At 74.6% G+C, this 14,215-nt stretch carries 12 protein-coding genes; 10 read left to right on the forward strand and 2 right to left on the reverse strand.

Annotated features, from left to right (window positions below; all coding sequences use genetic code 11):
- Positions 1-78: 78 nt before the first annotated feature.
- The 6 genes from O7628_RS23670 to wecB all read left to right on the forward strand — a co-directional run bounded on the left by O7628_RS23670 (position 79) and on the right by wecB (position 7,131).
- On the forward strand, positions 79-1,011 hold the full coding sequence (locus tag O7628_RS23670; RefSeq protein ID WP_278133752.1) for an NAD-dependent epimerase/dehydratase family protein: 933 nt from the start codon (positions 79-81) through the stop codon (positions 1,009-1,011).
- Between the two features lie 2 nt (positions 1,012-1,013).
- A complete protein-coding gene (locus O7628_RS23675) occupies positions 1,014-2,498 on the forward strand; it encodes an oligosaccharide flippase family protein (RefSeq protein WP_278133754.1) in 1,485 nt (494 codons plus the stop codon).
- Entirely contained in the window at positions 2,495-3,694 is a 1,200-nt protein-coding gene (locus tag O7628_RS23680; protein WP_278133756.1) for a glycosyltransferase, read from the forward strand. Before O7628_RS23675 ends, O7628_RS23680 begins: the two co-directional genes overlap by 4 nt.
- Positions 3,695-3,804: 110 nt before the next feature.
- Positions 3,805-4,842: a polysaccharide biosynthesis protein gene (locus O7628_RS23685; RefSeq protein WP_278133758.1), complete on the forward strand. Its 1,038-nt coding sequence runs from the start codon at positions 3,805-3,807 to the stop codon at positions 4,840-4,842.
- Positions 4,839-5,939 (forward strand): NAD-dependent epimerase/dehydratase family protein, encoded by a 1,101-nt coding sequence (locus O7628_RS23690; protein ID WP_278133759.1) that lies wholly within the window; start codon positions 4,839-4,841, stop codon positions 5,937-5,939. The genes O7628_RS23685 and O7628_RS23690 overlap by 4 nt, the downstream gene beginning before the upstream one ends.
- Positions 5,940-5,997: 58 nt before the next feature.
- Positions 5,998-7,131, forward strand: coding sequence for a UDP-N-acetylglucosamine 2-epimerase (non-hydrolyzing) (wecB, locus tag O7628_RS23695; protein WP_278136393.1), 1,134 nt, complete (start codon positions 5,998-6,000; stop codon positions 7,129-7,131).
- A 34-nt stretch (positions 7,132-7,165) separates the two neighbouring features.
- Here the strand turns inward: wecB and O7628_RS23700 are convergent, their stop codons facing one another.
- A complete protein-coding gene (locus O7628_RS23700) occupies positions 7,166-8,335 on the reverse strand; it encodes a glycosyltransferase (RefSeq protein ID WP_278133761.1) in 1,170 nt (389 codons plus the stop codon).
- A 64-nt stretch (positions 8,336-8,399) separates the two neighbouring features.
- The gene (locus O7628_RS23705; RefSeq protein WP_278133762.1) at positions 8,400-9,932 is read right to left on the reverse strand and encodes a hypothetical protein; all 1,533 of its coding nucleotides are present in this window, start codon (positions 9,930-9,932) and stop codon (positions 8,400-8,402) included.
- A gap of 289 nt (positions 9,933-10,221) precedes the next feature.
- Between O7628_RS23705 and O7628_RS23710 the strand changes: the two genes are divergently transcribed.
- From O7628_RS23710 to O7628_RS23725, 4 genes are all read left to right on the forward strand, one after another.
- Complete coding sequence (locus O7628_RS23710) at positions 10,222-10,950, forward strand: sugar phosphate nucleotidyltransferase (protein ID WP_074475856.1); 729 nt, start codon at positions 10,222-10,224, stop codon at positions 10,948-10,950.
- The gene (locus O7628_RS23715; protein WP_278133765.1) at positions 10,947-11,825 is read left to right on the forward strand and encodes an NAD(P)-dependent oxidoreductase; all 879 of its coding nucleotides are present in this window, start codon (positions 10,947-10,949) and stop codon (positions 11,823-11,825) included. Before O7628_RS23710 ends, O7628_RS23715 begins: the two co-directional genes overlap by 4 nt.
- 62 nt (positions 11,826-11,887) lie before the next feature.
- Complete coding sequence (locus O7628_RS23720; RefSeq protein WP_278133767.1) at positions 11,888-13,213, forward strand: nucleotide sugar dehydrogenase; 1,326 nt, start codon at positions 11,888-11,890, stop codon at positions 13,211-13,213.
- On the forward strand, positions 13,210-14,199 hold the full coding sequence (locus O7628_RS23725) for an NAD-dependent epimerase/dehydratase family protein (protein WP_278133769.1): 990 nt from the start codon (positions 13,210-13,212) through the stop codon (positions 14,197-14,199). Before O7628_RS23720 ends, O7628_RS23725 begins: the two co-directional genes overlap by 4 nt.
- Positions 14,200-14,215 lie beyond the last annotated feature (16 nt).

Here is a 14,215-nt window from a genome sequence, read left to right on the forward strand (position 1 = left end):
CCGTCGAGGGCCCGGGTCGCGGGGAAGGAGCGCCATGCGCGCGATGGTCGTGACGGGGGCCCGGTCGTGAGGGTGGTGGTGACCGGGGGAGCGGGCTTCATCGGCGCCAACCTGGTCCGGGAGCTGATGCGGGTCGACGCGGTCGGCGAGGTCGTGGTGGTCGACGACCTCTCCACGGGCTCGCTGGACAACCTGGCGGACCTCCCGGTGCGCCTGCTGGTGGGCTCCGTCATGGACCCCGACCTGCTCGACGAGGCCGTCGCCGGCGCGGCGAGCGTGGTGCACCTGGGCGCCCTCGGGTCGGTCCCCCGGTCCATCGCCGACCCGCTGCGCAGCCACCACGCCAACGCCACCGGCACGCTGACGGTGCTGGAGGCGGCGCGGCGGCACGGCGTCGGGCAGACGATCCTGGCGTCCTCGTCGTCGGTGTACGGGGCGAACCCGGTGCTGCCGAGGCGGGAGACCCTGCGCCCGATGCCGATGAGCCCGTACGCGGTGTCGAAGCTCGCGACGGAGGCGTACGCCAACGCGTACGCCTCCTGCTACGGGCTGCCGGTGCTGCCGTTCCGCTTCTTCAACGTCTTCGGGCCGCGGCAGGCCGCCGACCACGCGTACGCGGCGGTGGTGCCGCGGTTCGTCTCGGCCGCGCTGGACGGCCGGCCGCTGGAGATCTTCGGCGACGGCCTCCAGACCCGCGACTTCACCTACGTCGGCAGCGTCACCGACGTGCTGGTGGACGCGATCCTGCGCCGGGTGCACGTCCCGGACACGGTGAACCTCGCGTTCGGCGCCCGGATCTCCCTGCTCGACCTCGTCGCCGAGCTGGAAACGGTGCTCGGCCGGCGGCTGGAGACCGTGCACGGGCCGCCACGCACGGGCGACGTGCGCGACTCCCAGGCGGACTGCGGGCGGCTGCGCGAGCTGTTCCCCGCCGTGCGCCCGCACCCGTTGCGGGCGGGGCTGGCGGCCACCGTCGGCTGGATGGCCGGTCGCGTGCCCGCCGGTCGCTGACCGTGCCGCAGCCCCGCTCGACGCTGGGGACCGCCGCCCCGGACGCGCCGCCGGAGGCCGTCGCGCGGGCGTCGGCCGCCGCGCCGCCCGCCGGTGCCGGGCGCAGCCGCCGGCTGGCCACCGGCGTCCTGACCGCCGGCGTCGCCCGGGGCGTCGGCCTGCTCGCGCCGGTGCTCCTGATCCCGGTCTGCCTGTCGCGGCTGGGCACGGAGCGCTACGGGCTGTGGATGGCGGTCCTCGCGCTGACCGGCATGGCGGCCTTCGCCGACCTGGGCCTCGGGGCCGGGCTGATGACCAAGCTCGCGCCCTGCTACGCCAGCGGCGACACGGCCAGGGCGCGCGGGTACGTCTCCACCGCCTATGCCGTGCTCACCGCCGTGGCCGTGACGCTGGGCGTCCTGCTGTGGTCGCTGGCCTGGCTGGTGCCGTGGACGTCGCTGTTCAACGTGGCGGGGGTGGTGGACCCGGGGGAGACCCGCGCCGTGGTCCTGATCTGCCTCACCTCGTTCCTGGTGAACATCCCGCTGGCCCTGGTGGTCCGCGTGCAGTACGCCTACCAGCAGGTGGGCGAGAGCAACCTGTGGCAGGGGGCGGGCGCGCTGGCGACGGTCCCGCTGGTGCTGCTCGTGGCGCGGCTGGGGCTGCCGGCCGTCGCGGTCGTCGCCGCCGCGTCGGCGGGGCCGCTGCTGGCCAACCTGGCCAACAGCGCGTGGGTCTACGGCCGGCGGATGCCCGCGCTGCGGCCGGGCATCGGCGCGGTCGACCGCAGGCTCGGGGCCGCGCTGCTCCGCCTCGGCGGGATGTTCTTCCTGGTGACCGTCCTGACCGGGCTGTCGACCAACATGGACAACCTGATCATCACGCACACCCTCGGCCCGGAGAGCGTCACCGCGTACGCGGTGCCGGCCCGGCTGGCGCTGCTGCTCGGCGCGCTCGTGACGGTGCTCAACCTGCCGCTGTGGTCGGCCAACGGCGACGCCCTGGCCCGTGGCGACCTGGCCTGGGTCCGCCGGACGGTCCGGCGGATGGTCGTGCTCTCCGTGCTCGCCACCGTGCCGCCGGCGGTGGGGCTGGTGCTGGCGGGCGACCGGCTGTTCGCCGCCTGGCTGCCGGTGCCGCTCGACGGGAACCGGTGGCTGCTCGGCGGCCTCGCGTTGTGGTTCCTGCTGATCGGCTCGTTCTCGGCCCTGATGATGGTGCAGAACGCCGCCGGGGTGGTCCGTCCGCAGGTGGTCGGGCTGGTCGTCTACGTCGGCGTCGCCGCGGTGGCCAAGTGGCACGCCGTCGAGGCGTACGGGCTGGCGGCCGTCCCGTTCGTCGGCACCGCCGTCTACGCGCTGACCGTGCTGCCCGCGGGGCTGTACGGCTACCGGCGCACGCTCGCCCGCTACGCCGGGCCCGGTCCGGCGAGTCCGTCCGCCGGGCCCGCAGTTGAGCAGGACGGCGACGCCGTCGGGGCCCGCCGGGAACGGAGGCCGGGACCATGACGCGGACGGACGGCGGGGCGGGCTGGGTGGCGATCGTCGGCCCCTTCCGCTTCCCCTGGGGACAGGCGAGCTCCCGGCGGGTGCACGGCATCGCCTGCTCGCTGGCGGCGGCGGGGCGGCACGTCGTCGTCGCCTGCGGCGAGCACGGCCCCGGGCTGACCCCGCTGCCCGACGCGGTGGGGCCGGGCTCGGTGTCCTACCTCGGGTTGGGCGAGATCCCGCCGGCCGGGGCGGGCAAGCTCGACAAGGCGGCGCGGGCGTGGTGGAGCTGGGGGGCGCGGACGGTGCGCTGGCTGGACAGCCGGCCGACGCGGCCGAGCCACGTGGTGCTCTACAACGGCGACGCCCCCTATGCGGCGCGCCTGCGGGCCTGGTGCCGGCGCAACGGGGTGCCGGTGATCGCCGACGTGGTGGACCGCTACAGCCCCGAGCAGCTCCGGGGCGGCCGGTTCGCCCCGCCGTACCTCAGCGCGCTGCTGGCGTTCCGTTACCACTACCCGCGCTGCGCCGGCGTGATCGCGGTCAGCTCCTACCTCGACGACCACTTCCGGGGGCACGGCCTGCCGGTGCTGCGGGTGCCGCCGACGCTGGACGCCCGCGCCCTGGGTCTCCTCGCCGACCAGCGGCCCGACGGGGACGGCCCCCTCCGGCTCGTCTACGCGGGGGATCCGGGCCGCAAGGACCTCGTCGCCACCATCGTGCGGGCGGTGGAACGGGTGGACGGGACCGGGGACCGGGTCGAGCTGCGCGTCGTCGGCCCGGCCGTCGAGCGGGTCCGCGAGCTGCTCGGGGGCGGGCCGGTGCCGGCCGGGGTGCGGGTGCTGGGCCGGCTGCCGCAGCAGGAGGTGTGGGCGGAGGTCCGGCGGGCGGACTTCAGCGTGCTGCTGCGCCCGCCGACGCGCTTCAACCGGGCCGGGTTCCCCACGAAGTTCGGCGAGAGCCTGGCCAACGGCACGCCGGTCATCGCCAACCTGACCAGCGACCTGGGGGAGCACCTGACCGACGGGGTGGAGGGGCTGGTCTGCCCCGACCATTCGGTCGACGCCCTCGCGGCGACCCTGCGCCGGGCGCTGCGGCTGAGCGCGGAGGACCGGTGCCTCATGCGCAAGGCCGCCCGCCGGCGGGCCCTGGAGTCGTTCGACTTCCGGGTCCACGCGCGGGCGCTGGCCGACTTCCTGGACTCGGTCCGACCCTGACGTGGCGATATGCACCTTTTGCGGTTAATGCGTGACTGGTGGCGTCCCCGGGTCGTTGGTCCCGGCGACGACCGACAGGCCGAACCAGGGGTGAGGACGAGGAAACGCTGATGAACCCAACGACAGCGGGGCGTCGGGTGCTGATCACCGGGGGGACCGGCTCGTTCGGCCGGACGATGACCCGGCGGCTGCTCGACCGCGGTGTGGGTGAGGTCCGGGTGCTCAGCCGGGACGAGGCCAAGCAGGACGAGATGCGCCGCGCCCTCGGCGACGCCCGGGTGAGTTACCACATCGGCGACGTGCGCGACTACGACAGCGTGCAGCGCGCCAGCCGGGGGGTGGACTTCGTCTTCCACGCCGCCGCCCTCAAGCAGGTGCCGTCGTGCGAGTTCTTCCCGCTGGAGGCCGTCCGCACCAACGTGCTGGGCAGCGCGAACCTCATCGAGGCGGCCACCCGCAACGGGGTCCGCTCGGTGGTGGTGCTCAGCACCGACAAGGCCGTCCAACCGATCAACGCCATGGGCCTGACCAAGGCGTTGATGGAGAAGGTCGCCCAGGCGCACGCCCGGCGCGGCTCGGGCGGCACCGTCGTGTCCTGCGTCCGGTACGGCAACGTCATGTGCTCCCGGGGCTCGGTGATCCCGCTGTTCGTCGAGCAGATCCGCTCGGGCGCGATGCCCACGGTGACCAACCCCGCGATGACCCGCTTCCTGATGTCGCTGGCCGACTCGGTCGAGCTGGTCGAGCACGCCTTCGCGCACGCGCGGCCCGGCGACGTCTTCGTCCGCAAGGCCGCCGCCTGCGCCATCGGCGACCTGGTCGTCGCCCTGTGCCAGCTCTTCGACGTGCCGGCCAAGTACGACGTGATCGGGGTGCGGCACGGCGAGAAGCAGCACGAGACGCTGGCCAGCCGGGAGGAGCTGGCGCGGGCCGAGGACTTCGGCGACTTCTACCGGGTGCCGGTCGACGCCCGCGACCTCAACTACGCGGCGTACGTGACCGAGGGGACCCTCGGCGGCCGTCCGGCCGAGGACTTCACCTCCGCCAACGCGCGGCGGCTCACCGTACCGGAGATCGTGGCGCTGCTGCGCACGCTGCCCGAGATCCGCGCGGAGCTGGCCCTGCGCGAGCCGGTGCTGACCCCGTGAAGGTCGCCCTCACCGGCGCGGAGGGCTTCCTCGGCTGGCACACCCGGGTGCTGCTGCGCGCGCTCGGCTGGCCCGATCCCGTCCTGATCGGCCGGGCCGACCTGGCGGACGCGGCCGTGCTGGCCGACCGGCTGCGCGGCGTCGACCGGGTGCTGCACCTGGCCGGGGTCAACCGCGGCGAGCCGGCCGAGGTGGCGGCCGGCAACGTCGCCGTCGCCGAGGCCCTCGCGCGCGGCCTGCGCCGCTGCGCGCAGCCGCCGAAGACCCTGGTGTACGCGAACACGGTCCAGGCCGGCAACGGCACCGCCTACGGCGACTCGAAGGCGGCGGCGGCGACCATCCTGGCCGGGGCCGCCGCCGGCTGCCACCTCGTCGACCACCGCCTGCCGCACCTGTACGGCGAGCACGGACGGCCGTTCTACAACTCGGTGACGGCGACGTTCTGCCGGGTCCTGGCCGACGGCGGGGAGCCCGAGCTGCGCGACGACCGCGAGCTGCGCCTCGTGCACGTCACCGACGCCGCCGCCGCGCTGCTCGACGCCCCACCGGCCGGGCCCTGGGACGCCGCGATGCCGGCGCTGCGCATCGGCGTGCACGCCCTCGCCGACCGGCTGGCCGGGTTCGCGGCGACCTACCGCGGCGGGGACCTCCCACCGCTGACCGACCGGCACGACGTGCGGTTGTTCAACACCTACCGCTCGCACCTGTTCCCGGCGGGCTACCCGATCCCGCTGGTCCGCCGCGCCGACCACCGGGGCGAACTGGTGGAGGCCGTCCGCAGCCACGGCGCGGGGCAGGCGTTCTGCTCGGCGACCCGCCCCGGCGTGACCCGGGGGGAGCACTTCCACCTGGCCAAGGTGGAGCGCTTCGTCGTGCTGCGCGGACGCGCCGAGATCCGGCTCCGTCGGGTCGGCGGCCGGGGGCTGGTCCGGTTTCCGGTCGACGGGGCGGAGCCGGTCGTGGTGGACATGCCGACGATGTGGGCGCACGACATCACCAACACCGGCGACGGGGACCTGCTCACCCTCTTCTGGACGAACGACCTGTTCGACCCGGCGCGGCCGGACACCTACCCGGAGCCCGTGGCCGCCGCGTAGGGCGCGGTCGACGGCGGGTCCCGGGGCGCGAACGACGGAGGTGGACCCTTTGACCAGGGTGATGACGGTGGTCGGCACCCGGCCGGAGATCATCCGGCTGTCCCGGGTGATCGACCTGCTGGACCGGACGGTGGACCACGTCCTCGTGCACACCGGGCAGAACTGGGACCCGGCGCTGTCCGACGTGTTCTTCAGCGACCTGCGGCTGCGCCGCCCCGACCGGTTCCTGCGGGTGGACACGGCGTCCCTCGGCCGGGTGCTCGGCGGGGTGCTGGTGGGCGTGGAGGCGGCGATCGAGGAGCACCGCCCGGACGCCCTGCTGGTGCTGGGCGACACGAACAGCTGCATCGCGGCGCTGATGGCCCGGCGGATGCGGGTGCCCGTCTACCACATGGAGGCCGGCAACCGCTGCTTCGACCTCAACGTGCCCGAGGAGACCAACCGGCGGATGGTCGACCACGTCGCCGACTTCAACCTGGTCTACACCGAGCACGCCCGGCGCAACCTGCTCGCCGAGGGGCTGCACCCGCGCCGGATCCTGCACACCGGGTCGCCCATGCGGGAGGTGCTGGAGCACCACCGCGCCGCCGTGGAGGCGTCCACGGTGCTCGACCGGCTGGGCCTCGAACCCGGGGGGTACTTCGTGGTCAGCGCCCACCGCGAGGAGAACGTCGACGACCCGGCGCGGCTGCGGCGGCTGCTGGACTGCCTGGCGGCCGTGCGGGACACCTGGCGGCTGCCGGTGCTCGTCTCCACCCACCCGCGCACCCGCAAGCGGCTGGAGGCGATCCCCGCCGCCGACGTGACGCTCGACGGCGTCGACTTCCACGAGCCGTTCGGGTTCCTCGACTACGTGCGCCTGCAGACCCGGGCGCGGTGCACCCTGTCCGACAGCGGCACGATCAGCGAGGAGTCCGCCATCCTCGGCTTCCCGGCCGTGACGCTGCGCGAGTCGATCGAACGCCCGGAGGCGCTGGACGCCGGGGGCATCATCATGACCGGGCTCGACCCGGCGGGCGTCGTCGAGGCGGTCGCCCTCACCGTCGACCAGGTGGCCGCGCACGGCGTGCCGTGCCCGGCGGACTACCGGGTGCCGGACACGTCCCGCCGGGTGGTCGACTTCATCCTGTCGACCGTGCGCCGCCACCACGACTGGGCCGGCATCCGGCCCCGGTGCCAGCCCGCGTCGTGACGCCCGCCCGCCGGCAGGGGCGGGCGCGGCCGAGTCACGGGGCCGGGTCGACGCCCCACAGCCGACGCCACTGCCGCGCGACGTGGTCCAGGGTGAGCGGTGACCCGCGCAGCACGCGGGCGATCTCGGCGCGCCGGGCGTCGTCCGCGCCGGCCTGTTCCAGCGCGACCCGCGCCCAGACCTGCGGCCCGGCGCTCAGCGGCACCAGGGTCAGCCCCGCGACGAGGCCGGACAGCTCCCGCAGGGACGGCAGGTCGGCCGCGACGACCGGGACGCCGACGGCGAGCGCTTCGAGCACCACGCCGGGCAGGCCCTCCCGCAGGGAGGGCAGCAGCAGCACGTCGGCGGCGCGCAGCACCGGGCCGACCTCCTCGACCTCGCCGGCGAGCACGACGTGCGGGTCGCGGTCGACGCCCGGGTGCGCGGCGGTCAGGTCGTCGACGCCCAGCGGGCCGGCGACCAGCAGCCGGGCGTCGGGGCGGTGCTCCCGCGCGGCGCGGTGCACCTCGACGAGGAAGGGGCGGTTCTTCACCGGGTGGGCCCGGCCGAGGAAGCCGAGCACCGGCACGTCGCCGGGCAGGTCCCAGCGCCGCCGGGCGGTGGCGCGGTCCCAGCCGGCGGTCCTGGTGGTGTCCACGCCGTTGGGCAGCACCCGGTACCGGCGGTCGTGCGGCCGGGGACCGGCGAAGTCGACGGCCGCGGCCGTCACCCCCAGCACGTCGGTCGCCGTGTGGGCCAGCACGACCCGGCACAGCCCGCGCAGGAGCCGACGCCGCAGCGTGGCCGGCTTGCCGTCGCCCTCGCTCCACATCCGGGCGATCCGCACCGGCACCCGGGCGACCCGGGCGGCGGCGAGCACCGCCGCGCTGAACAGGCTGATGTGGGAGACGACCACGTCGGGACGGGCGGCGCGCAGGCAGCGCCACAGCCGCAGGGGGAACAGGTGGCCGGGCCGGATCGGACACTGCACGACGGTGGCGCCGGCGTCCCGGTAGGCCGGCGCCAGCGATCCCGTGCCGCCGTTGACGGTGACGAAGGTCTGCTGCGCCTGGCCGGGCGGCACGACGCGGCAGACGTCCAGCGACGCCGTCTCGATGCCGCCCCGGTCGAGGCACCCGACCACGTGCAGGACCCGCACGGCCGGCGTCGACTCCGCCGGACGGCGCTGGGCCGGGTGGGGCGCGGTCGGGTCCGCGAGGGCCATGGGCACTCCTTGGTCGGCGATGGGTGGGTCGGGGCGGTCCCGCGCCGCAGGGGACCGGCGCGGGTCAGGGCACCGCGGACAGCGGGCGTACGCGGGTGCGGTGCCGGCGGCCGAGCCGGCAGGCCAGCCAGACCAGCAGGAGCGTCGGCATGGAGTACTTGACGAGGCAGAACAGGATGTTGTCCAGGTCGGAGCTCTGGGTGGTGACGAGGACCCACACCACGGGCGCGACGAGCTTCGGCGTCAGGCCCGGCGCGGCCACGGCCGCCGTGTAGTACCCCTGGACGGCGCGGACGGCGAGGCCGAAGGCCACGAAGGAGAGCACGCCGCCGACCAGGCCGAAGTTGATGATGCCCTCGCCGGCCGTGCCGTAGATCTTGCTTGAGCTGCCCTCGCCCTTCGGGTAGAGCGGGTTGTAGAGGATCTGCGCGCCCACGTCGACCTTGCTGGTCGGCACGTCGGGGAAGAGGGCGTCGGGCAGGAACATGAACCAGGCGTTGGCGTACGTCGCCCCGAGCACCGGCTCGAACTGGCCGTCGAGGTAGCGGTGCAGGATGACGCTCTGGATGTCGGCCCGGCCCAGGTCGGCGGTGAGCAGCATGGGCATGTCCCGCCCCGTGTCCGACACGGCGCCCTGGACCGACCCGGCCCGCCGGATCTCGTCGATGGCCTTAGTGCCGCCCAGCTTGTAGAAGGCGTACAGGTAGATGAAGGCGAAGGCGAGCACCGCCACCCCGACGACGACCTTGCGGGGCACCCGCCGGACGGTGACGTTGACCAGGACGAGGGCGAGCAGCAGGGGCCAGAGCGTGCTGCTGCGGCTGCCCTTGAGCCCGCCGATGAAGAACTGGGTCACGGTCAGCGCGAGCACGAGCAGGACGAGCAGGACGGTGTTCCGGGCGAGCGTCTTGCGCCACCGCACGAGCGCGAGGGTGAAGACGACGTACGGGAACGCCTCGGAGAGCACGATGAGCGGGCCGAGCCCCCTCATGTCGTTGACCCGGTTGGCCTGGTCGGCCATCGTGGCGACGAAGCCGTCGATGCCGCCGAAGATGGCGATCTCGTAGGCCATCGCGGCGATGCTGACCACGGCGAGCGCCAGGCCCGCCGCGTAGAAGGTGGGCAGGTGCATCGCGGGCGGCCGGCGGTGCCGGCGGCGGGGCCGGCGGGGGAGGGCGAGCACCACCCGGTAGAGGGCCGTGCCGACCGCGTTGAGGATGCCGAGCATCCCGAGCGCTTCGCGCCAGACGGGCTGGTCGTAGACCCCCGTCACCCACTCGTCGAGGGCCACGTTCAGGATCGGCGCGAGGTAGAGGAACTGGAGCCCGATCAGGCCCGCGCAGGCCCGTGGGTCGAACACGTCGACGTCCCGGCGGAACCACCGCAGCGCCTCGGCGCCGATGAGGACGCCGGTGAGGGTCGTGGGCGCCATGAACCAGTGGCGCAGGTCCGGTAGGCACACCATCAGCGCGATGCTCAGCGACGTCACGAGGATCGCGGCCAGGACGTTGTCGTCCACCGGCTTCCCCGTGGTCACCGGCCCGGTCGCGCGGAGCGCGCCGACGGGTCGTGCGGCGGGACCAGCCAGGGTCGTCATCGGATCCTCCTCGTGCGGCGGCATGGGTGCGCCGGTGGCGTCGACACCCTCCTAACCAGGCCCGGGCCGGGAACGTTACTCAGTGCTACGGGATGGCCACCCGAATGGATCCGTCCGGGTGGCCGGGAGTGGTACCGAGATAAAGGCGGCTAATGCTCTGTTATGGGCGTTTCTCGGGCGCGGGTCGGTCGTTGCCCTGGGTGTTACGGGGGCGTACCGCCCGGCGACACCCGACCCGCGCCTGACGGCAGCCGGGACGCCGGCAGCGACGGACGGATCGGATGACGAGATGCATGTAGTGATCATGGCCGGTGGCAAGGGGACGCGGCTCAAGCCGTACACGACCTCCCTGCCGAAACCGCTGGTGCCGATCGGGGACAGCCACGCCATCCTGGAGATAGTCCTGCACCAGCTCGCGAGCTGCGGCTTCACCGACGTCACCCTGGCGATCAACCACCTCGGCTCGCTGATCCGCGCGTTCGTCGGCGACGGCTCCCGGTTCGGGCTGCGCGTGCGGTACGTGGAGGAGAGCGTCCCCCTGTCGACGATCGGGCCGCTGTTCGGCATCCGCGACCGGTTGCCCGAGCACTTCCTGGTGATGAACGGGGACGTGCTCACCGACCTGGACTACGGCGACCTGCTGCGCACCCACGCCGCCTCCGGCGCCCCGCTGACCGTGGCGACCTTCCACCGCACCGTGAAGATCGACTTTGGCGTGCTGTCGGTCGAGGACGGCCGGGTGGTCGAGTTCAGCGAGAAGCCCGTCCTCGACTACCACGTCAGCATGGGCGTCTACGGCCTCTCCACGCGGACCATCGCCGCGTACCCGGCCGGGCTCGCGTTCGGCTTCGACCAACTCGTGCTGGACCTGCTCGAACGCGGCGAACCGCCGGCGAGCTACCAGTTCGACGGCTACTGGCTCGACATCGGCCGGCCCGAGGACTACGACGAGGCCAACCGGGCGTTCGAACGGCTCCGGCCGATCCTGCTGTCCCCGCGTACCCCGGAGCCGGTGTGACCACGGTTCTGGTCCTCGGCGGCTCCGGCTTCATCGGCGGGCACGTCCGCGCCGCCCTGCGCCCGCACGCGGCGCTGGTCTGCCCCGGCCGGCGCGACGTCGACCTCGTCGCCTGCGACGTCGACGAACTGGGCGCGCTGCTGCGCGCCGCCCGGCCCGACGCGGTGGTGGCCTGCACCGGCCGGCTCGACGGGCGGGCCGACGAGCTCGTCGCGGCGAACGTGTCGGTGACCGCGAAACTCGTCGAGGCCGTCGCGGCCGGGGCCCCCGGCGCGCGGCTGGTGCGCATCGGCTCCGCCGGGGAGTACGGGCCGGTGCCGTACGGGCACGCCGCCGCCGAGAGCGACGACGCGCGCCCGGTGAGCGAGTACGGCCTGACCCACCTGACCGCCACCCGGCTGGTCGAGCTGGCCGCCGCCGCGGGCCGGGTCGACGGTGTCACGCTGCGGGTGTTCAACCCGATCGGCCCCGGCCTGTCCGCCGACACCGTGCTCGGCCGGGTCGCGACGCTGCTGCGCCGCGCGACGCCGGGCGACCCGATCACCGTCGGTCCCCTCTCGGCCCACCGGGACTTCGTCGACGTCCGGGACGTGGCCGCCGCCGTGGCCGCCGCCGTCCGGGCCCCCTGGCTGCCGCAGCGGGTCTACAACGTCGCCAGCGGCCGGGCCGTGCCGGTGCGGGAGGCGGTCCGGCTGATGGCGGAGGCGGCCGGCTTCACCGGCGCGGTACGCGAGGACCAGCCGCCGCCGGGCCGCTCGGCGGCGGTCGACTGGATGTGCGGCGACATCTCCCGGGCCGCGCGCGACCTGGGCTGGACGCCCTCCTACGAGCTCGCCGAGTCGGTCAAGGCGAGCTGGGCCGCGATGGGCGCCTGACCGGCCCGCCCGCGCGGGCGCGCCGGTGCACCGAGCACGACAAACGAGGGGAAGAGGACAACGTGTATCGCAGGATTGGGATCGTCGGCCTCGGCTACGTCGGGCTGACGCTGGCCGCCGCGCTGGCGCGCAAGGGGTTCGAGGTGCACGGGGTGGACGCGAACCCGGCGGTGCGGGCGGCGCTGCGCGGCGGCCGCCCGCACATCTTCGAGCCGGGCATCGCCGACGTGTTCGCCACGCACGCGGGCCGTTCGGTGTTCGTCGACGACGAGCTGCCGGCGGACCTCGACGCGGTGGTGCTCAGCGTCTCCACGCCGGTGGACGAGGTGTCCCGGCGGCCCGACCTGTCCAACCTCGCGGCGGCGGCCGAACAGGTGGCCCGCTGGTGCGGCCCGCAGACCCTGGTGATCGTCCGCAGCACCGTTCCGGTCGGGACGAGCCGCCGGGTGGTGCTGCCGGCGCTGACCGCGGCGTGGGGGCGGGCGCTGCTGGTGATGGCCCCGGAGCGGACCATCCAGGGGCAGGCGCTGCGGGAACTGGTCGAGCTGCCCCAGGTCGTCGGCGGCGTGGACGACGAGAGCCTGCACGCCGGGCTGGAGCTGTTCGGCGGGCTCGCCCAACAGACCGTGCCGGTGTCCAGCCTGGAGGCCGCCGAGCTGGTCAAGCTCTCCAACAACTGCCACACCGACCTGATCTACTCGTTCGGCAACGAGGTGGCGCTGATCGCCGAGCGGCACGGCCTCGACCCGCTGGAGGTGATCCGGGCCGCCAACCTCGACTACCCCCGGCCGGACCTGAGCCGGCCCGGGTACGTCGGCGGCGGTTGCCTGTCGAAGGACCCGTACCTGATGGTGGCCAGCGCCGGCGACGACGGCGCGTTCCTGGTCGGGGCGGCCCGGCGGCTCAACGAGCGCCTGCCGGTGCACGTCGCCGAGACCGTCGTGGAGCTGATCCGGCAGCGGCGCGGCGACACCGCCGGCGCCCGGCTGGCCGTGCTGGGCTGGGCGTACAAGGGGTGGCCTCCCACCGACGACATGCGCGGCACGCCGATCGCCGCGATGATGCCGGTCTTCCGGGCGGCCGGGCTGGTCGTGGCCGGGCACGACCCGATGGTGCCCGACCAGGTCATCCGGGCCTACGGCGGCGAGCCGACCAGCCTGGACAAGGCGTTCTGCGACAGCGACGCGGTGCTCGTGGTCAACGACCACCCCGACTACCGGGCGCTGGAGGTCGGCGGGCTGCTCGCGGCCGGCGGGGCGGGCGTCGTCTACGACTCGTGGCGGATCCTCGACGAGGCGGCCGTGACCGCCGCCGGGGCGCGGTACGCCGGCATCGGCTACCTGCCCGCCCCACGCGCCGCCGCCCCCACCGGCCGGGTGCCGGCGTGAGGCGGGCACTCGTCCTCGGCGGCGCGGGCTTCATCGGCCTGCACCTGACCGAGCGGCTGCTCGCCGACGGTCACCGCGTGGTCGTCGTCGACGACTTCTCCCGGGGCCGCGACGACGAGCGCCTCGGCGCGCTGCGTGACGACCCGGCCGTCGAGGTCGTCTCGGCGGACCTGACCCGGCCGCAGGCCTGGGCGGCGCTGCCACGCGGCTGCGACGAGATCTACCTGCTCGCCGCCGTGGTCGGGGTGCGCAACGTCGAGGCCGATCCGACGCGGGTGATCCGGGTCAACACCCTGACGGCGCTGCACCTGCTGGACTGGGTCGAGCCCGGCGACCGGGTCTTCTTCAGCTCCACCAGCGAGGTGTACGCCGGCGGCGTCGACGCCCGCGTCGTGCCGGTGCCGACGGCCGAGGACGTCCCCGTCATGATCACCGACGTCACGTCGCCCCGGTTCTCGTACGCGATCAGCAAGCTGCTCGGCGAGGCCGCCTTCGTGCACGCCGCCCGCGCCCGACGCTGCGCCGCCACGGTCGGGCGCTTCCACAACGTCTACGGGCCGAGGATGGGCACGGACCACGTCATCCCGGAGATGTCGCTGCGTGCCCTCGACGGGGAGGACCCGTTCCGGGTGTGGGGCGCCGACCAGTACCGCGCGTTCTGCCACGTCGACGACGCGGTCGAGGCGGTGCTGCGGCTGATGCGCTGCCCGGCCGCGGCCGGCGAGATCGTGCACGTCGGCAACGACGCCGAGCAGACCAACATCGGCGACCTGGCCAAGCTGGTGCTGCGCGTCGCCGACGCGGCCCCGGTCCTGCAACCGATGCCCGCGCCGCCCGGCTCGGTGCACCGCCGCTGCCCCGACCTGGCGACGCTGCGCCGGCTGACCGGCTTCGAGCCGGTGGTGCCGCTCGAGGACGGGGTGCGGCGGACCTTCGACTGGTACCGCGCCTGGCGCGCCGGGACGGTGGACGCCAACGGCCGGTGACGGGGGGCACAGCGCA

Source organism: Micromonospora sp. WMMD956, from assembly GCF_029626125.1.
Classification (GTDB): domain Bacteria; phylum Actinomycetota; class Actinomycetes; order Mycobacteriales; family Micromonosporaceae; genus Micromonospora; species Micromonospora carbonacea.